Source organism: Rhodococcus sp. P3_B8, assembly GCF_056402775.1.
On the sequence record NZ_JBFUGT010000026.1, the window covers coordinates 1 to 25,809 of the forward strand.

General features: G+C 65.7%; 25 protein-coding genes and 1 pseudogene. 9 read left to right on the forward strand and 17 right to left on the reverse strand.

Annotation, left to right across the window (positions count from 1 at the left end; genetic code table 11):
• Window position 1 precedes the first annotated feature (1 nt).
• On the forward strand, window positions 2-817 hold the full coding sequence (locus AC1D1G_RS12640) for an acyl-CoA thioesterase (protein WP_477952357.1): 816 nt from the start codon (window positions 2-4) through the stop codon (window positions 815-817).
• 15 nt (window positions 818-832) lie between these two features.
• Here the strand turns inward: AC1D1G_RS12640 and AC1D1G_RS12645 are convergent, their stop codons facing one another.
• The 3 genes from AC1D1G_RS12645 to AC1D1G_RS12655 form a co-directional block, all read right to left on the reverse strand.
• Window positions 833-1,150 (reverse strand): EthD family reductase, encoded by a 318-nt coding sequence (locus tag AC1D1G_RS12645; protein ID WP_005565859.1) that lies wholly within the window; start codon window positions 1,148-1,150, stop codon window positions 833-835.
• A gap of 114 nt (window positions 1,151-1,264) precedes the next feature.
• Entirely contained in the window at window positions 1,265-2,851 is a 1,587-nt protein-coding gene (locus tag AC1D1G_RS12650) for a solute symporter family protein (RefSeq protein WP_025433374.1), read from the reverse strand.
• Complete coding sequence (locus AC1D1G_RS12655; RefSeq protein ID WP_477952389.1) at window positions 2,844-3,185, reverse strand: DUF485 domain-containing protein; 342 nt, start codon at window positions 3,183-3,185, stop codon at window positions 2,844-2,846. Before AC1D1G_RS12655 ends, AC1D1G_RS12650 begins: the two co-directional genes overlap by 8 nt.
• A gap of 295 nt (window positions 3,186-3,480) precedes the next feature.
• Between AC1D1G_RS12655 and AC1D1G_RS12660 the strand changes: the two genes are divergently transcribed.
• The 5 genes from AC1D1G_RS12660 (at window position 3,481) to AC1D1G_RS12680 (ending at window position 9,500) form a co-directional block, all read left to right on the forward strand.
• A complete protein-coding gene (locus AC1D1G_RS12660; RefSeq protein ID WP_477952359.1) occupies window positions 3,481-4,653 on the forward strand; it encodes an acyl-CoA dehydrogenase family protein in 1,173 nt (390 codons plus the stop codon).
• Between the two features lie 41 nt (window positions 4,654-4,694).
• Window positions 4,695-5,096 carry a cupin domain-containing protein gene (locus tag AC1D1G_RS12665; RefSeq protein ID WP_477952360.1) on the forward strand — a complete coding sequence of 134 codons (402 nt, stop codon included), beginning with the start codon at window positions 4,695-4,697 and terminating at the stop codon, window positions 5,094-5,096.
• A 28-nt stretch (window positions 5,097-5,124) separates the two neighbouring features.
• A complete protein-coding gene (locus tag AC1D1G_RS12670; RefSeq protein WP_283351241.1) occupies window positions 5,125-6,228 on the forward strand; it encodes an NADH:flavin oxidoreductase/NADH oxidase in 1,104 nt (367 codons plus the stop codon).
• A 187-nt stretch (window positions 6,229-6,415) separates the two neighbouring features.
• On the forward strand, window positions 6,416-7,879 hold the full coding sequence (locus AC1D1G_RS12675; protein ID WP_317568699.1) for an aldehyde dehydrogenase family protein: 1,464 nt from the start codon (window positions 6,416-6,418) through the stop codon (window positions 7,877-7,879).
• Between the two features lie 337 nt (window positions 7,880-8,216).
• Complete coding sequence (locus AC1D1G_RS12680) at window positions 8,217-9,500, forward strand: MFS transporter (protein ID WP_477952362.1); 1,284 nt, start codon at window positions 8,217-8,219, stop codon at window positions 9,498-9,500.
• A gap of 264 nt (window positions 9,501-9,764) precedes the next feature.
• Here the strand turns inward: AC1D1G_RS12680 and AC1D1G_RS12685 are convergent, their stop codons facing one another.
• The 13 genes and pseudogenes from AC1D1G_RS12685 to AC1D1G_RS12745 form a co-directional block, all read right to left on the reverse strand.
• Window positions 9,765-10,247, reverse strand: a complete 483-nt coding sequence (locus AC1D1G_RS12685) for an SDR family oxidoreductase (RefSeq protein WP_477952364.1) — start codon at window positions 10,245-10,247, stop codon at window positions 9,765-9,767.
• Between the two features lie 34 nt (window positions 10,248-10,281).
• Window positions 10,282-10,689, reverse strand: a pseudogene (locus AC1D1G_RS12690) (SDR family NAD(P)-dependent oxidoreductase); the annotation flags it as partial.
• The gene (locus tag AC1D1G_RS12695; RefSeq protein WP_283351244.1) at window positions 10,643-10,828 is read right to left on the reverse strand and encodes a hypothetical protein; all 186 of its coding nucleotides are present in this window, start codon (window positions 10,826-10,828) and stop codon (window positions 10,643-10,645) included. The pseudogene AC1D1G_RS12690 and the gene AC1D1G_RS12695, both read right to left, overlap by 47 nt.
• A gap of 376 nt (window positions 10,829-11,204) precedes the next feature.
• Complete coding sequence (locus AC1D1G_RS12700) at window positions 11,205-11,717, reverse strand: nuclear transport factor 2 family protein (RefSeq protein WP_283351245.1); 513 nt, start codon at window positions 11,715-11,717, stop codon at window positions 11,205-11,207.
• Window positions 11,718-11,759: 42 nt separating this feature from the next.
• A complete protein-coding gene (locus AC1D1G_RS12705) occupies window positions 11,760-12,620 on the reverse strand; it encodes an LLM class F420-dependent oxidoreductase (protein ID WP_025433368.1) in 861 nt (286 codons plus the stop codon).
• A 45-nt stretch (window positions 12,621-12,665) separates the two neighbouring features.
• Window positions 12,666-13,019: an EthD family reductase gene (locus AC1D1G_RS12710; RefSeq protein WP_283351247.1), complete on the reverse strand. Its 354-nt coding sequence runs from the start codon at window positions 13,017-13,019 to the stop codon at window positions 12,666-12,668.
• 43 nt (window positions 13,020-13,062) lie between these two features.
• Window positions 13,063-13,914, reverse strand: a complete 852-nt coding sequence (locus AC1D1G_RS12715) for a mycofactocin-coupled SDR family oxidoreductase (protein ID WP_477952366.1) — start codon at window positions 13,912-13,914, stop codon at window positions 13,063-13,065.
• Window positions 13,911-14,927 (reverse strand): ABC transporter permease, encoded by a 1,017-nt coding sequence (locus AC1D1G_RS12720; RefSeq protein ID WP_317568773.1) that lies wholly within the window; start codon window positions 14,925-14,927, stop codon window positions 13,911-13,913. Before AC1D1G_RS12720 ends, AC1D1G_RS12715 begins: the two co-directional genes overlap by 4 nt.
• 13 nt (window positions 14,928-14,940) lie before the next feature.
• Window positions 14,941-17,481 carry an ATP-binding cassette domain-containing protein gene (locus AC1D1G_RS12725; RefSeq protein WP_411194587.1) on the reverse strand — a complete coding sequence of 847 codons (2,541 nt, stop codon included), beginning with the start codon at window positions 17,479-17,481 and terminating at the stop codon, window positions 14,941-14,943.
• 62 nt (window positions 17,482-17,543) lie between these two features.
• Window positions 17,544-18,668 (reverse strand): substrate-binding domain-containing protein, encoded by a 1,125-nt coding sequence (locus tag AC1D1G_RS12730; protein ID WP_317568703.1) that lies wholly within the window; start codon window positions 18,666-18,668, stop codon window positions 17,544-17,546.
• Window positions 18,669-19,061: 393 nt separating this feature from the next.
• Window positions 19,062-19,898 (reverse strand): fumarylacetoacetate hydrolase family protein, encoded by an 837-nt coding sequence (locus tag AC1D1G_RS12735; RefSeq protein ID WP_317568704.1) that lies wholly within the window; start codon window positions 19,896-19,898, stop codon window positions 19,062-19,064.
• A complete protein-coding gene (locus tag AC1D1G_RS12740; RefSeq protein WP_005250675.1) occupies window positions 19,895-20,362 on the reverse strand; it encodes a MaoC family dehydratase in 468 nt (155 codons plus the stop codon). Before AC1D1G_RS12740 ends, AC1D1G_RS12735 begins: the two co-directional genes overlap by 4 nt.
• Window positions 20,363-20,389: 27 nt before the next feature.
• Window positions 20,390-21,280: an HpcH/HpaI aldolase/citrate lyase family protein gene (locus tag AC1D1G_RS12745; protein WP_317568705.1), complete on the reverse strand. Its 891-nt coding sequence runs from the start codon at window positions 21,278-21,280 to the stop codon at window positions 20,390-20,392.
• 282 nt (window positions 21,281-21,562) lie between these two features.
• Between AC1D1G_RS12745 and AC1D1G_RS12750 the strand changes: the two genes are divergently transcribed.
• The gene (locus AC1D1G_RS12750; RefSeq protein ID WP_317568706.1) at window positions 21,563-22,060 is read left to right on the forward strand and encodes a MaoC/PaaZ C-terminal domain-containing protein; all 498 of its coding nucleotides are present in this window, start codon (window positions 21,563-21,565) and stop codon (window positions 22,058-22,060) included.
• A gap of 105 nt (window positions 22,061-22,165) precedes the next feature.
• Window positions 22,166-22,612 (forward strand): cupin domain-containing protein, encoded by a 447-nt coding sequence (locus AC1D1G_RS12755; RefSeq protein WP_317568707.1) that lies wholly within the window; start codon window positions 22,166-22,168, stop codon window positions 22,610-22,612.
• A 156-nt stretch (window positions 22,613-22,768) separates the two neighbouring features.
• Here the strand turns inward: AC1D1G_RS12755 and AC1D1G_RS12760 are convergent, their stop codons facing one another.
• A complete protein-coding gene (locus AC1D1G_RS12760; protein ID WP_317568708.1) occupies window positions 22,769-23,152 on the reverse strand; it encodes a helix-turn-helix domain-containing protein in 384 nt (127 codons plus the stop codon).
• Between the two features lie 341 nt (window positions 23,153-23,493).
• Between AC1D1G_RS12760 and AC1D1G_RS12765 the strand changes: the two genes are divergently transcribed.
• Complete coding sequence (locus AC1D1G_RS12765) at window positions 23,494-25,689, forward strand: ATP-binding protein (protein ID WP_317568709.1); 2,196 nt, start codon at window positions 23,494-23,496, stop codon at window positions 25,687-25,689.
• The last annotated feature ends 120 nt before the right edge of the window (window positions 25,690-25,809 follow it).

Here is a 25,809-nt window from a genome sequence, read left to right on the forward strand (position 1 = left end):
AGTGACCCCCGCGGGGGTGAGCCGGTTCGATGGTCCGACCTCGGTGCGCAAACTTCCCCGGCTCTTCGGCGGACAGGTTCTCGCRCAGGCCGTGATGGCGGCCGGTGCGACCGTGCCCGCCGACCGGTATCCGCATTCGCTGCATACGCTGTTCCTGCGGGGTGGAGACCCTGGTGCGCCCGTCGCCTATCAGGTGACGATTCTGCGAGACGGCCGCTCCTACAGCGCTCGCGCCGTCACCGCCACCCAGGGCGATGATGTGCTGGCGACACTGCAGCTCTCGTTCGCCACCGAGCAGGACGGCCCTGAGCACGAATGGTCCCCGCCCCTGACCGGGACTGCACCGGACGAACTGTTGCCGCTGCACGAGCAACTCGAGGGCGAGAGTGCGATGCTGCCGGAGTGGTGGTCGCAACCCCACCCCTTCGATTTCCGCTTTCTCGAACATCCTGAGGCGCTGGCCGCGGCCGGCACCCGGAATCCCGAGCAGCAATTCTGGGTGCGCGCGGCCACCACGGTCCCGGACGAGCCGCTTCTGCACACTGCCCTGTTGGCATATGTCAGCGACCTGACCCTGCTCGACCCGGCGCTGATGCCGCACGGGCGCTCCTGGTACGGCAACCGGGTGATCGCCGGTGCCAGCATCGACCACGCGATGTGGTTCCACCGGCCGTTCTCGGTGAACGAGTGGATGCTGTGTCGGCAGGTCAGTCCGATCGCGACCGGTGGCCGGTGCCTGTGCACCTGCGACTTCACCACCGAGGCGGGTGCGCGCATCGCGTCGGCCTCCCAGGAGGGCGTTCTGCGCGAACCCTGACCTCGACGGCGCCGTTCAGACCGGCACGATCTCCGACTCGGAGGCGAGGAACCAGGTGATGTTCCCGATGAACTCTTCCTCGTGCTCGCGGACGGCGTCCGCCTCCGGCGAGGAGAACGCCTGGGCCACCGCGGCGACGGAGGGGAACCACAGCTCCGCCATCCCGTCGTACGCCCATTCCGTGCGATGCTCGATTGCCGGGTTCTGCACGTAGCGCTCGAGTTCCGGGAGCTTCCATACGTACTGGGGGTGCTCGACGTTCCAGTACCGGAGGAACTCGTCGCGAGAGAGCTCGGACTTCGAGGTGATCAGCGCAACGATCTTGACGGACATACATTTCTCCTTCAGTCGGGGTCGGCGACGGTAGAAGTTCGGCGACCAATCGGGAATGCACGGCGGCGTTCGCCCGGAGATGACAGCTTCCGGTCGAACGCCGCCGTGAGGGGATCAGTGCGCGAGGGTCTTCGTCTTGTCCAGACCTGCCCCGGTCAGGGCTCGCACTTGAAGTTCGTCGAAGGCGGCGTCATTTGCGGGCTCGCGACTGAGGTAGCTGCCCACGATGCACCCGAGGAATCCGGCGGGCACCGACAGCAGGATCGGGAAGGCCAGCGGGAAGGGTGCGGTGGTCGTCAGTGAATCCGACAGCAGCGGAGCCAGACTCGGCCACACCAGCGGACCGGTCAGAATCAGCGCCAGCGCCGTCAGCAGACCCGACAGCGCCCCGACTACGGCGCCGAGGGTACGCATCCGCCGCCAGAGCAATGTCATGATCAGGACGGGGAAGTTCGCGCTGGCCGCGGTGGAGGTCGCCAGCGTGGCCAGGAAGGTCACGTTCTGGGTGCCGCCGATGGCCAGGGTGACACCGACGGTGACGATCACCAACGCCACCGCCGCGATCCGGCCGACCGTCATTTCCTCGGTTTCGGGACGGTGGAACGTCTTGGCCCACAGGTCGTGGGCGATCGTGCTCGACGCGCTGAGGACCAAGCCGGCCGATACCGCCAGCAGCGTGGCGATCGAGACCGCGACCACCAGCGCCAGCAGCAGGTCGGACGCGAAGCCGTCCCCGCCGCCGAGCCAGACGGTCAAGGCGGGCAGGGCGAGATTGCCGCCCTTGCCGGCGATTTCCTCCCCGCCGGCGCCGAGGGCGGCGCGTGCCGAGATGCCGAGGAACGCGATGAGGACGTTGAATCCACCGATCAGGCTGATCGCCCAGATCGCGGACTTGCGTGCCTCGATGGCGTCGGGAACGGTGAAGAACCGCATCAGCACATGAGGCAGGCCCACCGCGGACAACGTCACGGCCACTGCCATGGAGATGATGTTCCAGGGCCCCTTGAAGGAGTTGCCGGTGGCCAGGTAGTGATCGCCGAATTTACTCTGCGAGACCGCCTGCTCGATGATGTTGAGCGGGTTGGGATCGATCCGGATGAGAACCAGGATCACCAGCAGCGCGACGACGCTCATCAGGGCCACGGCCTTGATGATCTGCAGCCACGTCGTGGCGAGCATTCCGCCGAAGAGCACATAGGTCAGCATGAGGACCGCGGCAATCACCACGCCCCAGGAGAAGTCGATTCCGGCGAGTGCCTCCATCAGCACGCCGCCCGCAACCATCTGGGCGAGGAGGTAGAAGACGCAGATGAAGAGCGTCGAGATCGCCGAGACGATGCGGACCGGACCGGACCGCAGTCGGGTGGCGAGCGCGTCGGCGAACGTGAAACGCCCCAGATTGCGCAGCTTTTCGGCGATCAGGAACATCACCATCAGGAAGATCCCGCACGCGAAGATCGCGTAGACGATGCCGTCCATGCCGTAGAGGTAGGCCAGCCCGGCGTAACCCAGCAGGGAGGCCGAGGACAGGAAGTCGCCGGCGATGGCGGTGCCGTTCTTGCGTCCGGTCATACCGCCGCCGGCCGTCCAGAACTCCGCCGACGTCTTCGTGCGGCGCGAGGCGAAGTAGGTCGCCACGAAGGTGGTCGCCAGCAGCAGGATGGTGACGACGACGGCGGTGGTGTTGAATCCGTCAGACATTGTCCGCGACCTCTCGCTCCCGGGTGGCGGGCACGCTCAGCACGGCCGCGGCCAGGATGTCCCAGTGGCGTGCGCGGCGCACGTACCAGGCGCCGAGGCTCATCACCGTCGCGACGTAGGCCAGGGACAGGATCAGCCCGACGCTCAGACCCGCTACGGGGCGTTTGGCGATGATCTCCGGGGCGAAGGCGGCGAAGCCGACGAGCGCGCAGAATGCCACCGCGAAAACGCTCCAGGCAACGGTGAAGAAACTTCGGCGGTCACGTCGCAGGCGGAGCATCGACGGTTCCGACCAGAGCCGACTCCAGTCGACAGCGGTCTCGGTGGGAGGCATGGTCACCCTTTCTCGTGATGGTCGGTGCCGTCTTTCGCGGGTGAAACGCGAGTTCACGACGAGTGAGGGCGGGGCCGGTTGCGTTGTGGGACCGTGCGGCCTGCACGCCCTCTGTAATGGGCATCACACACGCTATACGAACGGGTGTTTGTTTGTCTAGGTGGACGGAATGGCCTTCCGGCCCCTTGGAAAAACGTGCGTTCGTTTGTATTGTGGGATGGGTGACCTGGTCACAGCGCGACGGCCGCACCTTTGTATCCCGAAGGGCGCGGTCACCCCGAGTCGGAGGAGTCTCATGATCGGAAGCGGCACCCTGCCGGACACCACGGAGCAAGCGGATCTGCGCGAGATGGTGCGAGAGATCATCGAACGATGTGCACCCCCGCAGCGGGTCAGGGAACTCGATGATGCCAACGCGTTCGACCTCGAGCTGTACCGGGCGCTAGGGGAGGCCGGGCTGATCGGACTCGATGCCCAGGCCGACGRCACGAGCGGCGCCGACCCGAGACTCCAGATCATCGTCCTCGAAGAGCTCGCCGCCGGCCCGACCTCGATGGCGGTGTGCCTCGTCGTGCAGTACATGGGCGTCGGACTGCTCACCGAGTACGGCAGCGACCAGCAGCGCAGCACCGTCCTGGCCCCACTCCTCGACGGCAGCGAGCGGGTCGCCTTCGCGCTGACCGAACCCGACGGCGGCACCGACGTCGCTCGCGTCATGCGCACCCGGGCAAAGAAGTCCGATGGCGGCCGGTGGGTACTCAACGGCGCCAAAACCTGGATCTCGGGTCCGCAGCACGCGAGGAATCTCATCGTCCTGGCCCGGACCTCGACGCCTGAGTCTTCGCCGATCGACGGCATCACCATGTTCGTTGTCCCGACCGACACTCCCGGCATCACCGTGCGGGAACTCGATACCTTCGCCATCCACAGCCTGGACACCTGCGAGGTCACCTTCGACAACGTCGAAATCGATGCCTCCGCCGTCCTCGGGCACGTCGACCAGGGGTTCCGGCAGGTGCTGGGCACTCTCAACGGGGAACGACTCAACGCCGCCGCCGCCGCACTCGGGATCGCGCGGGGCGCGCTGGAAGCCGCCGTCGACTACGGCCGCCAGCGTCAGGTGTTCGGGCGTCCGGTCGGCAGCTTCCAAGCCGGCCAGCACCGGCTCGTCGACGGCGCCATCGCGATCGAGTCGGCCCGGGCCCTGATGCTCCAGGCCGCCGAGGCCACCGCCACCGGGAAACGCGCCGACATTCTCAGCGCCATGGCCAAGGTCGCCGCCTCCGATGCGGCGGTCGCCGTCACCGACGCCGGCATGCGTCTGATGGGCGGATCCGGGTTCAGCAAGGAGTACCCGATGGAGCGGTTGTTCCGCGACGCCCGCCTCTACACCTTCGCCCCACTGACCAACGAGATGCTCCGCAACCACATCGGTGAGAAGTACCTGGGATTGCCGCGGTCGTTCTGACTCGCTCACCCGCACACCACAACACAGAAAGAAACACCATCATGCCCGCGATCACCCCCTTCGCCGACGAACTCAACGCACTTCCGCCGATGGCCTCGCGCTACGTCGACGTCGACGCCCTGCCCTGGCGCCCTTCCGGGTACGAAGGCATCGATATCAAGGTGCTGCTCAAGGATGAGGAGAGCGGTCTGCTCACCGCCCTGTTCCGCTGGCAGCCCGGATCGGTCCTGCCGCTGCACGAGCACGTCCGGATCGAGCAGACCTGGGTGCTCGAAGGAAGCATCGTCGACGAGGAAGGCGAGACCACCGTCGGGAACTTCTCGTGGCGCCCGCAGGGCAACCAGCACCGCGCCTCTGCGCCGAACGGGGCACTGGTGCTGTGTTTCTTCCTGACCCCCAACAAGTTCCTCGAGGGCCCGAAGGCCGGCTCGACGCTGGAATAGCCGCACCACCCCGACCTAGGAGTTCGTGTTGTCTCAACCCACTATTCATCGAACGCGGCTGTTCTCACCGCTGACCCTGCGCGGTGTGACCTTCCGAAACCGTCTCTGGGTGGCGCCGATGTGTCAATTCTCCGCCGACGACGGCGTACCCGACGACTGGCATCTCGTGCACCTCGGCTCGTTCGCCAAGGGCAAGGCCGGCCTGGTTCTCACCGAGGCGACCGGGGTCAGCCCGGAAGGGCGGATCAGCCCCAAGTGCACCGGGCTGTGGAACGACACGCAGCTCGAGGCGTTCGCCCGCATCAATCGGTTCGTCACGGAGCACGGATCGATCCCCGGTATCCAACTCGCGCACGCCGGCCGCAAGGCCTCCGCGCAGGTTCCCTGGGAGGGCGACGGCACCGTCCCGATCAGCGAGGGCGGCTGGGAGACGGTCGGTCCCTCGGCGACCGCCTGGGGAGACCAGGCGGTGCCACGCGAGATGACCGTCGCCGACATCGCGAAGGTGGTCACCGACTTCGCCGACGCCGCCACCCGTGCCCTGGCCGCAGGATTCCGGGTCGTCGAGATCCACGCCGCACACGGATACCTGCTCCACCAGTTCCTGTCGCCGATCACCAACCGGCGCACCGACGACTACGGCGGAGACCCCCACCGCCGCGCCCGGCTGCTGCGGGAGATCATCGCCGCTGTTCGCGCGGTCTGGCCGGAGGAGTTGCCGCTGTTGCTGCGGATCTCCGCCACCGACTGGGCCGAGGACGGCTGGGACGTCGACGACAGCGTCGCACTGATTCGCTCGCTCGAGGGTTCCGGGATCGACCTCGTCGACGTCTCCAGCGGTGGCCTAACCCCGGAGCAGAAGATCACCGTGGGACCGGGATACCAGGTGCCGTTCGCTCGCCGGATTCGCAACGACACATCCCTGCCGGTCGCGGCCGTCGGGCTGATCACCGACTCCTCCCAGGCCGAGCAAGTCCTCGTCGACGGAGCCGCGGACGCTGTTTTCGTCGGACGGAACCTGCTGCGCGAGCCGATGTGGCCGCTCAAGGCGGCAAAGGAACTCGGCGTCGAGGACACGCTCGACTGGCCGATCCCGTACCGGTCGGCCCGCTACCGCGGCAACATCCCCTGATCTCCCGGTGGGCGCCGATCGTTGACATGGATGGGTGCCCACCCGGTACCGTAAGAAAACAATCGTTCGTATGTGGTAAGCGTGCCGGGTCCCGAGGACTTCCGCGCGCGCCGGGCGGCACCCACGGCCGCATCATCGCCGCCAGCGTTCGTGTGTTCGCCGAGCAGCTCTACCTGAAGGAGAAAAGATGTCCGAGACCAGCCCCAGCCGTCATCAACTGCTGATCGACGGTAAGTGGGTGGATCCGGTCGAAGGCGGCACTGTCGACGTCTTCAACCCGTCGACCGGAGAAAAGCTCGCCGAGATCGCCGCAGGCGGCCCGCGCGATGTCGAATTGGCGGTGCAGGCTGCCCGCCGCGCATTCGACGACGGCCCGTGGCGGCGGCTGCCGGCCGAGGCCCGCGCCCGGATCCTGCACCGCTTCGCGGACCTCGTCGAGGCCAACGCGGACGAGATCGCCCTCATCGACACCCAGGACTGCGGAAAGCCCTACGCGTTCATCCGCGACATCGACCTGCCGAACATGGCCGACCTGCTGCGCTACATGGCCGGGTGGACCACCAAGCTCGAGGGACGCACCATCCCGCTGTCGCGGCAGAACCCCGGAGACTTCTTCTCCTACACCCGGCGGCAGCCGGTCGGCGTCGTCGCGCAGATCATCCCCTGGAACGGAGCTGCGCTCGCCGCGGTCTGGAAGCTGGCTCCGGCGCTCGCCGCCGGATGCACCGTGGTGCTCAAACCCGCCGAACTCGCCTCCCTGGCCCCGCTGCGCCTGGCAGAGTTGGCCGTCGAAGCCGGTGTGCCCGACGGAGTGGTCAACGTGATCACCGGAACAGGTGCGGACGCCGGTGCTCCGTTGGCCGGTCACCCGCAGGTCGACAAGGTCGCGTTCACCGGCTCGGTCGAGACCGGCAAGAGGATCGTCGTCGCGGCGGCATCGAACCTGAGCAAGCTGACGCTCGAACTCGGCGGCAAATCCCCCAATGTCATCTACGACGACGCCGATCTCGACATCGCCGTCGACGGAGTGCTCGGTGCCGTCCTCTATGCCCAGGGTGAGGCCTGCACTGCCGGGTCGCGACTGTATGTGCAGCGCAACGTCTACGACGAGGTTCAGACTCGTATCGCCGCCAGGGTGCCGGAGATCAAGATCGGCCCCAGTGCCGAGCGCGGCGTCCTGGTCGGCCCGATGATCTCCGACCAGCACCGCTCCAAGGTCAAGACCTTCGTCGAGGGCGCGCTCAGTGACGGGGCGGAGATCATCGCCGGTGGTGCCCAGACCCGCGAGCCCGGCTACTACCTCGAGCCGACCGTGCTCGGCGGAGTCGTCGACGACATGACCATCGCCCGGGAGGAGATCTTCGGCCCGGTGGTTTCGCTGATGCCGTTCGACGACGAAGCCGAAGTGTTGCGCCGCGCGAACGACACCACCTACGGTCTGGCGGCCGGTGTGTGGACGAGCAACGTCGGTCGCGCTCACCGCTTCGCCGAGGCGGTCAACGCCGGCGCGGTATGGGTCAACTGCTACAACGTCTTCGACGCCGCGCTGCCGTTCGGCGGCTTCAAGCAGTCCGGCTGGGGCAAGGAGATGGGCGGCGAAGCCCTCGACGGCTACCTGCAGAGCAAGGCGGTCACCGTCTCGCTCGCCTGACACTGTTCGTCGACCCCCCGTAAACGCCCGGCTGGTGCACCAGCCGGGCGTTTTGCGCGTTCCGCGACCGAATCCCGGTGGTCACTCACCACTCGAACGCTGTGCGCGCGGCCGGTCCGGCATCCTCGTTGTGACCGTTGACACGACAAGCGATGCCGCACTAGCATACGTACGTTCGTTTTTCTGTGGCGGTTCTATTCCGAGCTACCGCATGCCTTCCATTCCGGATGCGATTCACGGTCGAATTCACAACGCGCCGTGTGCACTCCGGTCCGTCGCGCTCGTCCCGACTGCGCCTCCTGCCTCGTCGGCGGCGCCCCAGACACAGGAGCACGTCATGACAACCTCGACGCTCACCGGCGCGCGTGTGACCTACACACGTGCACCCCTCTACAGTTGGTGGGTCCTGCTGGTCAGCCTGCTGTGCTTCATGTGCTGCTTCATCGGCCTGAACACCGTCGCCGTGTTCGGCACGGTCATCCAGGACGACTGGGGAATCAACGCCACCCAACTGTCGTTGCTCACCACCGCATCGATGCTCACGTTCTGCGTGGTTCCGGTCTTCGCCGGCAAGTGGGCCGCCCGTATCGGGGTGAAGAAGATCGTCGTCATCGGCCTGCTGTGCAACGCCGTTTCGGCGCTTTTGATCCCGGTGGTCGGTGAGTCCTATACCGGGATGCTCGTGCTGCGTCTGCTCCTGGGCTGCTGCGGCGGCGTGATGAATGCGTCCCTGGCCACCCATGCATCCTTGTGGTTCCCGAAGAACCGTCGCGGTTTCGCGACCGGTCTGCTGATGGGCTTCCTGGGTGTCGGCTTCTCGATCACCTCGTTCGCCGGACCGCTGCTGACCGACAGCGGCATGTCGTGGGAGGTCGCCTCGATGTGGCTGACCGTGGTCCCGAGCGTCGCCTGCGGTGCGTTGTTCGTGCTCACTGTCAAGGACTTCCATAAGGCCCACCCCGGTGTGCCCTCGATGGACGCCCTCGTTGCCGAACCTGTCGGACGCCGGCGCCCGCACTCGACCCGTTTCGACGCGCTCCCCAAACCGGGATCACTCGCCGAGGCGCTGCGCAGCTCCCGTGTGTGGTGGTCCTCGCTGTACGGGGCAGGCACGGCGATCACCCTTTACGGGCTTTCCTACGCCCTGCCTTTGTTCCTCGAACAAGACCGCGGCATGACGCTGCTCGAAGCCTCGGCGATCATCGGCGTCACCTTCATGTTCAAACTCGTCGCGGCTCCCGTCGGCGGGCTGATGTCGGACCGGCTCTTCCGCGGCGAGCGATTCCAGACGAACATGATCGGTGCCGGTCTGGCCGGCATCATGGTGGTCGCCCTGCCCGGGATTCCCGCGAGCACTCTCGGGATCTACCTGTGCATGATGTTCCTGGCAGCATCGCTCTACGGTGGCACCTACTGGGCATGGGYGGCGGAACTGTCTCAGCCGCAGGCGAACTACCAGACGAGCGGACTCATTGTCACCGYCAGCAACGTCGGAGCAGTCCTGGCCGCCCCGATGCTGGGGTTGATCATCGACGCCACCGGCAGCGCCACCTACGCCATGGTCACTATCGGAGTCCTCGGCCTGCTGAGCGTGGAGTGCGCCCGCCGCTCCCGGCTGTAGACCCACACTCAACCCCCCTGATCGCCGACCGCGAGACCGCATACCAGCCGTTGCGTCATCCTTGCGGGTCGGCTCCCAAACGCTCTCCGGTTCCGGGCGGTTCACACGACGGCGTCGCGAGTCCGGAGCCGGAGAGCACTCCCGCGCACTCTGCGGGTCGTGCTCGACAACACCCGAGATGCCTTGCATGACGGGACGAGCACTGACAAAGGGGGCTCGGACCGCGATCCGGTCCGAGCCCCCTTTGTCGTCGAAGTAGGGAAGTCAGCGGATGGTCCAACCGCCGTCCGCGACGTAGACCGCGCCGTGCACAAAGCTCGCCTCGTCGCTGACCAGGAACAGCGCGACGTTCGCCAACTCCTCTGGCTGCGCGTGCCGGCCCGCCGGTGCACTACGCAGCGCCTCCACGACCGGCAGATCCTCGTTGTACAAGATATCCTTGGACATCCCGGTTTCCACCGCACCGGGCGCGATCGCGTTCACCCGCACATTCTGGTGCGCGTAGTCGAACGACATCTGCCGGGTGAACCCGACCACACCATGCTTGGAACTGGTGTACGCAGCACCGCCCCCACCGGCGATGAACGCGGCGACCGAGGCGGTGTTAACGATCGACCCACCGCCAGCAGCAATCATCGACGGCAACACCGCGCGGGTCACCAAGAACATGCCCTTGAGATTGACGCCGATGATGCGGTCCCACAGCGCCTCGTCGGTGTCGAGGAGCGGGGCATAATCGGAGCACACCGGCGTTGTTCATCAGCACCGTCACCTCACCCGCCACACCCGCGGTCTCGGCGGCCGCCGCTGCCACCGCCGACGCGTCGGAGATATCGACCGCCACCCCGTGAGCCCGGCCGCCCGCCCGGCGGATCTCGGTGACCACCGCATCGATCCCGACCGGATCGAGGTCCCATACGACGACCTCAGCGCCTTCGGACGCGAATCGTAGAGCGCTGGCCCGGCCGATCCCCGACGCGCCGCCGGTGATCACCGCCGTCCGATCGGCAAGACGAGTCCCGGTTCCACTGGCAGTTTCGATCACAATTTCCTCCCTGAAACGTTGATGATGAATACACGGCCACTTATCGCACCGGCCGCCCATGCCGCCACGCACCGGATCGGTGCGAACTCGGCGCTCCTCAGTTGTTCGTCGACCGCGGGTAATGCTCGGCAATGTCCCGCGCATCCTCTCGAGCACAGTGACCGTCGGCCACGATCTGCCAGAGTGCGGCGACGAACTGATCTTCCGTCAGTGCGAAGTGCACCAGCAGTTCGTCGGACGGAACGCCGCCGTAGGGCAGCCAGGCCAGCGCCACACGAACCATCGCGTGCGCATCGGTCTCCGCCGGAGGACGCGACCTCCTACTGCGCCGTCCCGCTTCTTGCGCCGCAGTCGCTTATAACGCTCGACATGAGCGTCTACATCAGTAGACGCTATCTTTCCGAATCGGCTGGGCTGCATGGCGATAACTTCCAAATGCGCTGCACTGCGTGATTCCTGGATCGCGGCCCACAGCAAAGCGTGAGGCCCACCCGTCGAACAATTGAAAGGAGCGGACCGGCGGATAGGTGTTGTGCCACTTCCGTCGCGGATGGGATGCCCCGCTGTGCGGGGCGACGGAGGTGACCCCGTAGCCCCGCAGTTGACAACTCGGCCTCGCTCGGGATGGCCGGAGCGGCCGAATGGGTGCTGCCGCAGCCTCAGTCGCGGAAGGGCTGCTTGACCCAGCCCTGGTCCCAATTGGACACCTGGTGGGTGCGTCCGCGCAGTTCCTGGAAATACCAGGTGCCGTCGCGCTTGACGAACTGATCGGTGTAGTTGATCGTCAGGATGACCGGGTCCTTCTTGGTGGCGTCCTGGCTGTTCTCGATGGTGCACAGGCACAGCAGGTAGAAGTATCCGGTTGCGCTCTGGCCGTCGTCGGCGAGCTCCACACGTGGGGCGATCATGTAGTGCAGAGCCCAGGTGATCTTGTCCGACAACGCCCGGAAGTGCGCCTTGATCTCCTCGTGGCCGGTCATGGATCCACCCTCGCCGTCCACGACCCACCGGCCGTCGTCGACGAACAGGCCGGCGATGCCCTCCGGGTCGTAGCCGTTGTCGCAGAAGCCGGCGTAGCGGTACTTGAGCTGTTCGATTGCGCGGACGTCTTCGAGTCGTATCAGTCGCTCGGCGACCTCGGCGATGCTCACATCCGCGGTAGTGGTGTTCATGGTTTCGAGTCCTCCTGTGAGGGGTGAGTTCTGGAAGGTTTGTCAGGAGATCTGTGCGAGGACCTTGGAGACCGTCTCGAGGTTGCGCATGCCCTCGCCCGGGTCATCTGCCGGATCGACCCACAGCACTGCCCGTTCGATCCCCAATTCTCGATAGCTCTCGAGTGCTGCAGGATCCGGCGGCGCCGAGGCCACCGCGATACCCACGGACTCGGGATCACGACCGGACTCCTCGACGACCCTACGAAACTCGGGCACCGTCTTCGACAGAGTCGGATCCTCCGCCGAGGGCACGACGTACCAGGCGTCGGCCCACTCGGCGGCGTGCCGCATCGTGGTCGGACCGGCGCCGCCGAGGTAGGTGCGTGGACCATTCGGTTGCGCGGGTTTGGGCCACGCCCAGGAGGGGGCGAGGGACGCCCGCTGCCCGTCGTAACTCGCCTCCTCCTGGGTCCACAGTGCCTGCATGACCTTGAGCTTGTCGCGGACGGTCGAATAGCGCTGCTTCCACACGACGCCGTGTGCCTCGGCCTCCTCGACGTTCCACCCCATGCCGACGCCGCAGATGACGCGGCCGCCGGAGAGGTGGTCGAGGGTGGCGATCTGCTTGGCTTTGGCGATCGGATCGTGTTGGGCGAGGAGGCAGATGCCGGTCCCGAGCATGATCGTCTGCGTGTGTGCGGCGATCATCGACATCGTGACGATTTGGTCGTAGGTGCGTAGGTAGAACCCGGGTAGTTCGGGCCCGCCATAGGGGATCGGGTAGTCGGTTTTACGGGACACCGGGAAATGTGTGTGTTCGGGCACGAACAGGGACTCGAATCCGTACCCTTCCGCGGCCTGCCCGAACTCAATGGGGTCCGGACCCTGATCGGTGAAGAAGTAAACGACGCCCACATCCATGACGGGCTCCTAACTAGTGTCTGCGTGTAAGGGACGCCGACGGCTTCAGGCGTCGTCGACGACGACGTGGTCCTCGAGGACCACGACGTAGTGCTTGCCGATGAAGTTCTCGACATCCGCGAGTGCCGCCTGACCGTCCTCGGATGCCCAACCGGCCTCCATCGCCTCGGCGCTCTCGTAGTCGAGAACGGCCAGACCGTCGATCCCGAATCCGTTGTCGGGTTCGGTGGCACCTTCCTGCGGAACGACGTGCCGCTGCACGTAGCGGATCACGCCGGGCACCTGCGCGGCGAGCGGGGCGTGCTTTTCTCGCCAGTACTCGTCGAACTGGGCGAACGACATACCCGGCTTGCGTCCGATCAGTGCGATCGTGCGGACCGGTCCACCATTGACTGTCATTGATTTTCTCTCTCTGTTGGGGTCTTTGGAGGGAAGTGTGTTGTCAGCCGGGGTACTTTGCGAGCATTCCGGCATCGACGGGAAGCGCGGTGCCGGTCACGTACCGGGACTCGTCGCTGGCCAGCCACAGGACGGCCTCGGAGATGTCGGAGGAGTCCACCCACGGCACCGGAAGCAKGTTGATCCGCCCGAGAACGTCGATCCCGTCGTCGAGGGTCGGGTCCTCGAGGTCCGGCCGGAAGATCTTCGCCGCCGTCGGGTTGTCGATCATGTCGGTGCGAACGTTGGTCGGATGCACTGTGTTGACGCGGATGTTGTGCGGAGCAACCTCGTTCGCGACCGAGCCGACCAGTCCGACCAGGGCGTGCTTGGCGGCGCTGTAGTGCGCCACGTGCGGGACTCCGCGTATACCGGCGATGGAACTGATCGCGATGATTGAACCGCCATGGCCACCGGCAATGATGTGCGGCAACGCCGCCTTCATCGTCTGCCAGACACCGGTGAGGTTGATGTCGATCAGGGTGTCCCATTCGACGCGAGTGAGCTCCCAGGAGGGTTTGGCTGCTCCGAGCACGCCGGCGTTGGCGACGACGATGTCGAGTCGACCGAGTTGGGTGGCGGCGTCGGCGACCGCGTCGATCATCGACTCGTCGCGGACGTCGGCTTCGATCACGACCGCCTTGCGCCCCCGTTCCTCGACCAGGCGTGCGGTTTCCTTCAGGTCGGCATGCTCGGGCATTGCGTAGCTGACCTGGTCGATCGGGCGTACCGAGTCGAGCAGGATGAGGTCCGCGCCTTCGTCCGCGAGGGTGAGAGCGTGCGACCGGCCTTGGCCGCGGGCGGCGCCGGTCACGAACGCCACCTTGCTGTTCAGTCGCTGACCGATGTGTGTCATGAATGTTCCTTTCCGGGAATCAGACGGTGGAGGATGTGGCGCAGGTCCAATTGCTGTGCTCCCACCGCGACGGCGATGACCACGGCCTGGACGAGGAACTGGGTGGAGGACGGTGCGCCGAGGGAGAGCACCAGCTGGGTGAGCTGGCTCAGGAACAGGGCCCCGACAGCCGTGCCGATGATGTTGCCGCGGCCACCGGTCAGCGCGGTGCCGCCGACGACGACTGCCGCGATGGCCGGCAGAAGGTAGCTGGTGCCGGCGTTGGTGTTCGGTGTGCTCACGTACCCGGCCAGCAATACCCCGGCACCGCTGTAGCACAGCGCCGCGGCGACGTACCCGCTGATCTTGATCCGCGCGGTGCGCACGCCCGCGGCGTGGGCGGTGCGCTCGTTCGACCCGACGGCGATCACCCGGCGTCCCCAGGCGGTGCGGCCAGTCGCGAAGACGGTCACGATCATCAGCGCGATCGCGAGCCACACCGTATTGGAGACACCGATCGTCTTTTCCAGTGCGAAGTCGGACACGCTCTGAGGGGCGCGGGTCGGGGTTCCTCCGGAGTACGCGAGGGCGGCGCCCATCAGGACGGCGTTGACTGCGAGGGTGGCCACCAGCGGGGTCACCGAGAAGGCCGAGACGACGATGCCGTTGACCAGGCCGACGACGACGGCGATGGCGGCGACGATGAGCAACGCGGTGAGGATGCTGCCGTGGTCCTGGGCGTACTGGCTGCTGACCAGGGCGGCCATCGTCATCATGCCGGGCAGTGACAGGTCGATGCCCTTGAGCATGACCACGATGGTCTGCCCGATCGCGGCGATCGCCAGGATCCCGGCGAAGGGCAGCAGCGAGTCGATCGCGCTGCCGGAGACGCTGCCGGGTGCGATGAGCCAGCTGAAACCGAACAGGGCCACGGTGATCGCGATGACCGAGCTGGTGCTGTTCCAGGTCGGCGTCCAGCGGCGAGAACCGGAGTCCTTCGGTTCGGTGTCCGGGAGTGCTTGTGGTGCGTGCATTGCGCTCACGGCGTCAGCTCCGCTCTGCGAGGGTTCGGGACTTGGAGTAGAAGGCGGCCGCGGCGATGGTCAGACCGCCGAGCAGCCACTGCTGCCAGTACAGCGGCAAGCCGATGAACTGCACAACCGTATTGATCTGGATCACGAGCACCGCGCCGAGACAGGCACCGATGAACGAGCCACGGCCGCCGAAGATCGAGGCGCCACCGAGTACCGCGGCACCGATGCTGGCGAGGGTGTAGCTGTCACCGATGCTGGCATTTCCGGTACCGGCCTGCGCCATCAGCAGCACGGCCGCCGGGACGACCAGCACCGAGCATCCTACATATGCGATGAGAGTGATCCGCTTGGTGCGCACACCGATTCGATCTGCGGTTGCATGCGCGGATCCGGTGGCGCGCAGGCGGATACCGAATAGAGTCCGGTACATCGCGAACTCGAGCAGCACCGCGACGACGATCGCCAAGACGATCATGATCGGGATGAATCCGAGTTTGGTGGACGCGTACGAAAGGAAGATCGGGTCGATCTTGCCCGCCGGCAGTGGTCGTAGCAGGTATGCGATGCCCTGGATCGCGGTATAGGTCACCAGGGTGGCGATCAGAGGGTTGATCTTGACGACCACCGCCAAGGTCCAGTTGACCAGACCGACGACCGCGGCCACGAGTGCGAGCACGATCAGGCCGATGATCATCCCGATCGGCGTCTTGTACGCAGACAGGACGAACGAGCCGACCACGACCAGCAGGCCCGCCAGCGGCCCGACCGACAGGTCGATGCCCCCGACCATCATCACCACCTGCTGGGCCATCGCGAAGAACGCCAAGGTGGCCAGCAGTGGCAAGATCAGCCCGAAATTGCGTGCGGTGAGATAGAACTCGCTCTGGCTGATCGCCACACCCGCGAGCAGGATGGTCGCGATCGCGAGAATCGCCGCGGGAGTGAGGTCGTTGCGGGCCAGCTTCCGACCGAAAGTAACTTTCCGCAGCGCGGTACCGACGCGACTGCGACTGCCGGTGGCACTGAGTGCGGCCTGGGCGATGCCGTGCTCGGACAGGTCGTCGCCGACGAGTTCCTTCGCGGCCTTGCCACGGGAGAAGACGATGACCCGATCGCAGAGCTGCTCGAGTTCAGCAGCAGAGGAGGAAAGCACGATGATCGCCGCGCCGCGGGTCGCCGCCTCCCGCAGGATGGTGTAGATCTCCTCGCGGGCGCCGATGTCGACACCCTGGGTGGGCTCGTCGGCCAGAATAAGCTTCGACTCGGTCATCAGAACTCGGCTGAGCACGACCTTCTGCTGGTTTCCGCCCGAGAGAGTGGCGACATCGACCTCGGCGGAGGGCGCCTTGACCCGCATCGACGCGAACGTCTCGGACGTGGCCTTGCGCTCGCGCAGGCGCGAGAGCACGCCGAGGCGAGACAACCGCCCCAGCGACGACAGCGAGGCGTTCTCCCGCAGACTCAGGCCCGGAAGAATGCCCTCGTGGTGCCGGTCRTGCGGAAGGTAGGCGATTCCTCCGGCCAACGCGGCGGTCGGACTCGACGTCTTGACCGCCCGACCGCCGAGTTCGATGGTGCCGCGCCCGGCGACCAAGCCGCCGAGCGCACGCAGGACCTCGCGCTGTCCTTGACCCTCGACACCGGCGAACCCGACGATCTCGCCGACATGGACCGTTAGGTCCAGGTCGTCGAACCCTGTACCGGAGAATCCGGTGACCTCGAGCAAGGTGTCACCGAGTGCGGTCGTGCGGGTCTCGGCCCGGGTGTGCGCGCGGGTGAGCTCACGGCCGACGACGAGGTTGACCACGTCCTGCTCGGTCACCTCGGCGCCATCGAACGTCCCGACCAGCGCGCCGTCCCGGAGCACGGACACGGTGTGGGCGATCTGCTTGACCTCGTTGAGCCGATGCGAGATGTACACGACGGCCCCACCGGCGTCGATCAACTCCGACACCAGGCGGAACAACTCCGCCACCGCGGGCGGCAGCAGATGCTCGGTGGGTTCGTCCAGGACGATGACCTTGGGCTCTTCCGCCATGGCCTTCGCAATCTCGACGACGAACCGCGCGTCGGGCTGCAACTCGCGCACCGGAGTGCGCGGATCGATCGAGGCCACGCTGCTCCACCGCGAGAGGATGCCTTCCGCCCAGCCGACCTGCTCGCCGACCGAAGGGCGGCGGTCCTCGGGCATGCTCAGGCGCATGTTCTCGGCCACCGTCAGATCCGGAAGAAGCGCCGGCTCCTGGTAGACGATGGCGAGCCCCTGCTCCCGGCACCAGGCCGGGGACGGGTCGGTGGCGGCGACGCCACCGATCTCCACCGTCCCCGAATCGGCGGTGATCGAACCGGCCGCAATGCCGACGAGGGTGGACTTCCCCGCCCCGTTCTGGCCGACCAGCGCATGGATCTCGCCGCGCCGCACGGTGAGCGAGACACCCTTGATCGCGTGGACGCCCGGGTACTTCTTGTCCACCGCGTCCAGCCGCAGGACGACGTCCTGATCGGCGATCTCGTGGACCGGATCTTCCTGAACCTGTACGTCACTCACGTACATCACATCCTCGACGATCTCTTGCTGAGTCATTGTTGACCACTCCTCGTCCCTCGCGCCAGCCGCTACTGGAAGACGGCCGAGAGCTGCTCGGGCGAGAGCGCCGAGGACAGGTCGGCGTCCGGCGGCAGGTCCTCGCGGCAGGTCGGGAGCTTGCCGCCCAGGGTGTCGACGAATGTCGGAAGTTTGAAGTTCTCCGGCTCGTTATCGGGCTGTCCGTTGAGCGCGGCCAATGCCTTGCGGGCTGCGATGCGCACGACGGTCGTGGTGCCGTCGAGGGTCAGCAACTGGAAATCCGGGTTGGCCTGGTGGTACTGCAACCACATGCAGCCGAGCTCGTTGTCGGTCGCCGACGTCGCCAGCGGCGGGATTGGCCGGCCGGCGTTGATGAACGCTCGCAGCCCGCCCTTCGACGCGACACCGTAATCCGATGCCAGAGCGTCGATCTCGGGGTACTTGGTCAGCGCCCCGGCCATCGCGCGCTGCTCGTATGCCGCGTCCCAGCTCGACGGCTGCGGCTCGTTGGTCAGCGGGGTGAAGGGATCACCGAGCTCCTTGGAGGTCTCGTTGATTCCGTCCCACAGCGCCACGGTCGAGGGGCTGCCACCCGGCAGGCCGCCGCTGAAGAGCATCTTGCTGCCCGGCTGGACCTGGCCGCCCAGCCACTTGGCCATCGCGTCGCCCTCGACATCGAAGTTGTACTGGACGTATCCGTCGTAGTCGACACCGACCTCCCCACCGGGATCGGCGATATAGGGCACGACGACGACACCGGAGTCATGAGCGTTCTTCAGGGCGCTCAGCGCCTGGCTGCCGAAGTCGTCGTAGGTGACAATCGCATCGAAGCCCTGTGCGGTGTACGAGTTGATCGCGGTGATGTACTTCTGCAGGTCGTTGTCGGCCTGGGTGTACTCGAGGGTCACGTTCGGGCACGCGGAGAGCTCGTCGGTGAGTTCGGCCTGCGTGATCTTGCGCCAGGAGTTGGCGCCGAAGCCAGCGACATGCGCGATCTTCAGCGGGCGATCGCCGCAGAGTTGTTCGACCGGCAGGGCCTGGCCGCCGTCGCTCGTCGAACCCCCGGAAGTACCGCTCGATTCGGCCGGGGCGCTAGCCGTGCACGCCGCGACGCTGAGGACTGCGCTGAGGGCAACTCCGGCAAGGGCTGCGCGACGACAAGAAAGAGCGTTCATGGATTTTCCTTCTTCTGCCAGATACTGACGAACGTTTGCTCGTTTCTTTGTATTGTGGCGTAGAGCACATCATTCGTCAACGGGTGATCTACGGCATGCTGCTACCAGGGGAGATTGGCTACTTCGTAGCCGTCACACGTCAATGGGACTGTGCCGCGCCTGGCCCGCCCCATCGTCGATTCACCAACCCTGTTGCGTCGGTGAATAACCGCTCGTGGACCTTGCGGCCGTGGAGTTCGCTGTCGCGTGCAAACACCCGAAACCAACGTGCGCGATCTGTGCAGCAGGGATCGGAGGACGCGAGGGGAGCACGGCCACTAGCCCTCCCGGTCCGTGGCGGACGGGGAGGGCTAGTGGCCGTGTCGTATTCGATTGTGGAGTGCAGAGCGGCTGTCAGCCGATCGCGACCGGAGCGGCAACGCGCACAGTGTTGTGCAGTGTGCCCAGGCCGGTGATCTCCGTGGTGAGCGCCTGGCCGTCGGACAGATGTGTTCCGGTCGGGTGGCCCACCCCGCCGGGAGTTCCGGTCAAGATCACGTCCCCGGCCTGCAGGGTGACGATGTTGGAGATGTACTCGATCAACCGGGCGGGGGTGAACACCAGGTCGCCGGTCGAGTCCGACTGGACGGCGGCGCCGTCGACGTGGGTGGTCAGTGGGGCGCCGAGCGAAAACTCGTCCGGGGTCACCAGCATTGGACCGAGCGGACAGGTTCCTTCGAAGGTCTTGCCCTGCAGCCACTGCTGCGTTCGATACTGGTAGTCGCGCATGGTGACATCGTTCGCGACCGCGAAGCCGGCGATGTACTCGCCGGCGTCGTCGGCCAGTACCGTTCTTGCCGTCTTGCCGATGACTACGGCGAGCTCCCCCTCCCAGTCGACCTGTTGATCGGCGTAGGCCGGGACGTGGATGTCGTCGTAGGCGCCGATGAGTGCTTCGGGGAACTTGGCGAACAAGGTCGGGTAGCGGGGGAGTTCGCGTCCCATCTCCTCGATGTGATTCGCATAGTTCAGGCCCACGCACACGATCTTCGTCGGATGCGGAACCACGGGCGCGTACTCCACGGCACCAAGGTCGACAACCTGCCCGGAGGCCTCGGTGGCGATGCGCTGCCAGTGCGGGTCGCGCAGCAGATCCGAGAGGCTGGGATAGGGCTCGATCAGCACCGCGGTTCCGCCGTCGATCCGTGCGGCGGCGGTCGATCCCCCCACACGCAGCGTGGCCAGCCTCATGAGACAGCGACCTCGGCGGGCTTCTTGAGCATCAGACCGGACCGCTGCACGCGGCAAACCAACTTGTCCTTCTGGTTGAAGCCGCGGTGCTCAAACCGGACGATGCCGGTGTCCGGGCGCGACTTCGACTCACGTCGCGACAGGATCTGGGTCTCGACCCGAAGGGTGTCACCGATCAGCACCGGTGCCGGGAAGGCGATCTCCTCGAATCCGAGATTGCCCAGGGTGGTTCCGAGGGTGGTTTCCTGCACCGGGATGCCGACCACGACGCCGAGGGTGAAGACGCTATTGACGATACGCTCGCCGTACATGCTGTTCTTGGCGAACTCGGCGTCGAGATGCAGGGGCTGGACGTTCAAGGTGAGCGTCGTGAACAGCAGATTGTCGGTCTCGGTGACAGTTCTGGTCACCGCGTGCTTGATGACGAGCTCGGGCTCGAGTTCTTCGAAGTACAGTCCACTCATTGTCGATTCCTTACGAGGTTGTTGCGGTTAATGCGAACTGATGGATTCGGCGAGGGCGACCACGCCGCGGGCGGTCTTGACGTGCGCGATATCGACGTGTTCGCCCTCGAAGAGGGCGGCGGCCTGGCCCTTCGCCTGGGCCTGTTCGAAAGCCTCGATCATGCGCCGGAAGCGGTCGACGACCTTCGGGTCCGGGGCGTAGACGTCGTTGACTGTCTCGATGTGCGAGGGGTGGATGAGGACCTGGCCGGTAAAGCCGAGCCGACGGTTGCCCTCGGCGAATCGGCGCAAACCGTCCAGATCGGCGATCTCCTGCCACAACCCCACGATGGGGTGGGCCAATCCGGCGGCACGGCAGGCGAGCACCGCCTTGCTGCGGTAATGCAAGGTCTCGAGGCCCTCAGCGGTCCACTCGAAACCGACCTCGCGCGAGACGTCGGCATCGCGGGCGGCGGCCACCATCAGCGACGCGACCCGCGGATGCGCGGCGGCGATCGCCTCGCAGTTCACCAGCGACTTCGCGGTCTCGAGGGTGGGGATCACCTCGACGCTGCCCCGGATCAGGGCGGCCTCGATCTCGAAGTGCTCGAGCAACGCAGCGAAGTCGAGGACCTCACGGGCTCCGTACACCTTCGGCAACAGCAACCCGTCGAGTCCTGCGCGCACCACAGCCGCGAGATCTCGGCCGAAATGGTCCGTGTCGAGTGGGTTCGGGCGCACCAGCACCGTCACCTCGGGGTGCTCGCGTCGCAGGGTGTCGATCGTCTCGGCTGCCAGCGCACGGGCATCGGCTTTACTCGGCTCGGGGACTGAATCCTCGAGATCGAGGATCACGGCGTCGGCGCCGGCACGCACTGCCTTCTGCGCCCAGCCCTCACGATGGGCTGGCACGAACTGGAGGGAACGTAGGGGTCGCATTACTTCCTCACTCGATAGGGCACCGCCGGTGCGGGGACGTCACTGATTCCCCACACGGTCCCGGGTGATACCGCCGATCGCCGGACCGGCCATCCGGAGAAATCCGCGCCCACCGCGAAGGAGGCGCGGGACCTTGTGGTGTGCGGCATCGCGTCACATCCAGACATCGTGGTGCAGGCTTTGACCAAATGATTGACCAGCGGGTTGGTGGCCCGTACTGTTAAACGAACAATCGCTCGTACGTTAACACGGCCGGCGGCACCGGCGCTATGAGGAGTTTCGATGACAATCAACGACGTCAGCACTGCCACGCGAGTGATCGGGCAGCCTGATCGCTGGTGGGAAGACCTCGACCTCGGGGACGTGCTCCGCGGGCCCGGCATGACCGTCACCGACGCGCACCTGGTGCACTGGGCAGGGCTGACCTGCGACATCGTCTCGCTGCACCTCGACGAGGAGTATGCCGCCGGCACCCAGTTCGGACAGCGGATCGCGCACGGGCCGTTCACGCTCTCGCTCGCCCTGGGACTGACGACTCAGACCGGCTACTTCAACAACGTCGTCGCCTGGCTCGGCCTCGACGAGGTGCGCGCCTTGCGTCCCGTGCTCATCGGCGACACCCTGCATCCCGAAGCCGAACTCATTGCCTCCCGCCCCACCAAGAAGCCCGACCAGGGCATCTGGTCTTTCGCCTACAGCGCGCTCAATCAGCGGGGTGAAGCCGTGATGACCTTCCGGAGCAGCTTCATGATCCGCCGACGTCCCGAGGCGCTTTGCTGACGACATGCGGGTGACGGATTGCGACCCTCGCGCACTCTTGTGTGATCACGGGCGCACTCGTACGCTGCGTCGCAAGCGAACGTTTGTTCTTGAAAGGAATTGAGCATGGCCGAACATGACAAGCCGGTAGTCACTCGTCAAGGAGAGGAAGCGCAGAATACGGGCCAATCGGGTGGCGCGGTGCGTGTGTCCGGAGTCAGTGTCCAGCACACGCCGGCGACGAAGATTTGGTTCGGGAAGGTCTTCAACGAGCCGGGATATAGGTCCCTGCCGCATCATCACGGTGAGGCCGAGACCGGCGGGTACGTTCTCACCGGCAAGGCGCGAATCTACTTCGGCGAGAACTTCAGCGAGTACATCGACATGTCGGAAGGGGACTTCGTCTTCGTCCCGCCCTTCATGCCGCACGTCGAAGCCAACATGAGCACCACCGAGGAACTCATCTGGCTCACCACCCGCACGCCCGAGAACATCGTCGTCAATCTGCCCGAGGTAGACGACAGCACTCTCGCCGGATACGTCCGTGTCGGAACCCACGCCGAGGCGCACTGACTTTCCCGCCACCGTTTCATCGCAGGAAATCCTCTCCTGCGGCTCGATAGTTTCCATCCACGGAAGTCCTCCGGCCGAATCACGGCCGGAGGACTTCCGTGTGTCGGGCGGCGGAGCACACATCGGCTGTTCGGTTCGCCGAATCAGGGGAGAGGTTCAGCGCGCGCCGATTCCGGTTGTCATTCTCGCCACCGCCGCGGTGCGATTGTTCACCGACATCTTGCGCAGAATATTGCTGACGTGGAAGCGGACCGTATTCCTCGAAATGTACAGGTCGCGACCAATTTCGGCGTTCGACGCACCATCGGCCATCATTCCCAGAATCTCGTGCTCGCGACCGGTCAACGGCTCATCGTGATCGGAAGGGCGCGCGGTATCGCCGCGGGCCGGGAGTCCGGCGTGAACACACGAATCGGCGCGGCCGCCGGAGAGCAGGACCCTCTCCAGTGCCGATGCGGCACGAAGGCGTGCCGCCCGGTCATCCACGTGCTGAGAGTGAAGCAAGTCGAGGATCAGGCTCAGCTCGGCATACATCGTCATCGATTCCGCAACCTCCGGGTCCAACCGAGCCATGGACGCTCCGACGCGGATTTCGAGACCTGCTGAAACTCGGCCTGAAATGGTTGGCCGACAGGGAGATCCTTGTCATCCGCCGGGTAGAGTCGTAGGCTAAAGCAAACAAACACTCGTAAGCTTAAGCGAGTGTCGGGTACCGAAGCAACTCCACTGAAAGAAGCGGTTCCATGTCGCTTGCCATTGGGGATCGAACAGTGCACCTCCCGCTCGAGTTAACCAGCTTTGTCGGGAGGCGCACCGAACTCGCTGACGCCAAACGACTCCTCGGTACTCACCGGTTGGTCACCGTGACCGGAATAGGGGGAGTGGGGAAAACACGTCTGGCGTTGCGCGCGGCGGCAGACGTCGCGCACACGTTCACAGGCGGTGTCCGGCTCGTCGAACTCGGCGACGTGCACGACGCCAGGAAACTGATCGGCACCCTCGCCGCGTCACTGGCACCCGAGATCACAGCGCCCTCTCTCGACGATCTGACCGAATACCTGGCGACACAACGCGCACTACTCGTGTTCGACAACTGCGAGCACCTGGTCGACGACGTTGCGGTAGTGGTCGGCAAACTGCTTCGGGTCTGCCCGGATCTGCGCATCCTGGCCACCAGTCGGGAATGTCTGGGCATCGGCGGCGAAGCCACCCTGGCGCTGCGACCGTTGGCGACCCCCGACTGCCACTGCCCGAGTTCACCGAGCGGGCTCCCCAGCTACGAGGCGGTCGCCCTGTTCGCCGATCGCGCCAGCGCCGCCGTGCCCGGGTTCGGGATCACCGAGGACAATCAGTTCGCCATCGCGAAGATTTGCCAGCGTCTCGAGGGGCTTCCCCTACCCATCGAGCTAGCGGCTCGGCGGCTGCGGGCCTTGTCCGCACAGCAGATCCTCGAACACCTCGACGACCCGTGCTGTTTCCTCACCCTCGGCAGCCGGGGAGCGCCCGCCCGCCAGCAGAGCCTGCGCTCGAGCCTGGACTGGAGTTACGACCTGTGCTCCGCGGCCGAGCGATGTCTGTGGGAGGTGCTGTCGATATTCGAAGACGGATTCGACCTCGACGCCGCCGAAGCAGTATGCGCCGGCTACGCCACCTCAGGCGAGTTACTCGACGTGTTGACCTCGCTGATCAACAAGTCGATCATCACCCCCGAACAGACCCGCGGTCTAGTGCGATATCGCATGCTCGCGACGGTGCGCCACTACGGCCTCGACAAGCTGCGGGCAACCGACCGGCACACGACCGTCCTCCACAGGCATCGAGACTGGTTCATCAAACTCGCCCTCCACGCGGACGCCTGTTGGCTAGGCTCTCGGCAGGTCGAACTCATCGATCGCCTCGACCGAGAACGGGCCAACCTCTATGCCGTGATGTCGGCCTGCCTCGACGAGCCGCGCGACGCACCATGCGGACTTCGCATCGCGATCGCTCTCCGGCGTTTTTGGGTGACACGCGGTCTCCTCGACGAGGGCCGACACTGGCTGAGCCACGCCCGGGCCCACCAACTCCCGGGACGCTCATTCGTGCAGGTCACCGCGCTGTGCGCCGAAAGCACACTCGCCGGCCTACAGGGGCGATCTCGCGAGGCCTTCGATCTGCTCGCCGAGGCGCGTCGATTCGCCGCCCTGAACTTGGATCCGGGCGTAGGGCAACTCGTTCTACGTGCGGAAGCCGAAGTTTCGCTCGCGACTGACGATGCCACGACGGCGGCCGCGCTCTTTGAAATCACGCTCGAGGCGATTGATGCGTCCGGGGACGACACCGCACGCTTGGAAGCACTGACCGGACTCGGTCGCGCTCTCGGTCACAACGGCGACCTCGAGAGCGCAGCCACTTACCTCCAAGAAGCCCTCGTAATCTCCGACGCACACGGCGAATCGGTGAACCGGGCCGTTGCTCATACGGCCCTCGCTGCTATCTCCAAGACGGGTGCACCCACACGGGCAGCTCATCACCTCGACGTTGCTCTACATCTGACGCGGCAGCTGCGAAGTCCTGTCCTTGCAGCCGACCTCCTGCATATCGCCGCGACCCTCACCGCCGACCGCCACGCCGAACGCGCCGCTGTGTTGTTCGAAGCCGCAGCTGCATGGCAACACCGTGTCGGCCGCATCCCCACCGGCGCACCGGCAAACCTCGACAATGTGCGCGCACGGACCACGCTGAGACTCGGCGAGCGGGAGCAATCCCAAGCGCAGCAGCGAGGGCGACGCTTCAGCCTCGACCAGGCCGTGGCGTACGCACTCGGTGAACAACCCGACCGAGATGAGCGCTGCACCCGATCCGGTGATCTATTGACCCCGCGTGAGTGGCAGGTCGCCCAGCTGATCAGGCAGGGGTCGACCAACAAGGTGATCGCCGAGACGCTGGTCATTTCGCAGCGCACAGCCCAAGGCCACGTCGAGCGGATACTAAACAAACTCGGATTCACCTCCCGAGTCCACGTTGCCGCCTGGATGACAGAGCGCGAAGCCGTCGACCCCGAGGCCGTCTTGGAAGTCGGCTGGCGCGGGCGGTAGACCCAATCACGTGGATGTTCGTCGGGTGAACGATAAGCTTTCGAGCCACAACAACGCGGGGCGGCGGGGTCTTGAGGGGCCTACAGAGTCGTGGAATCGCGCACACCGGCAGGCAACTCG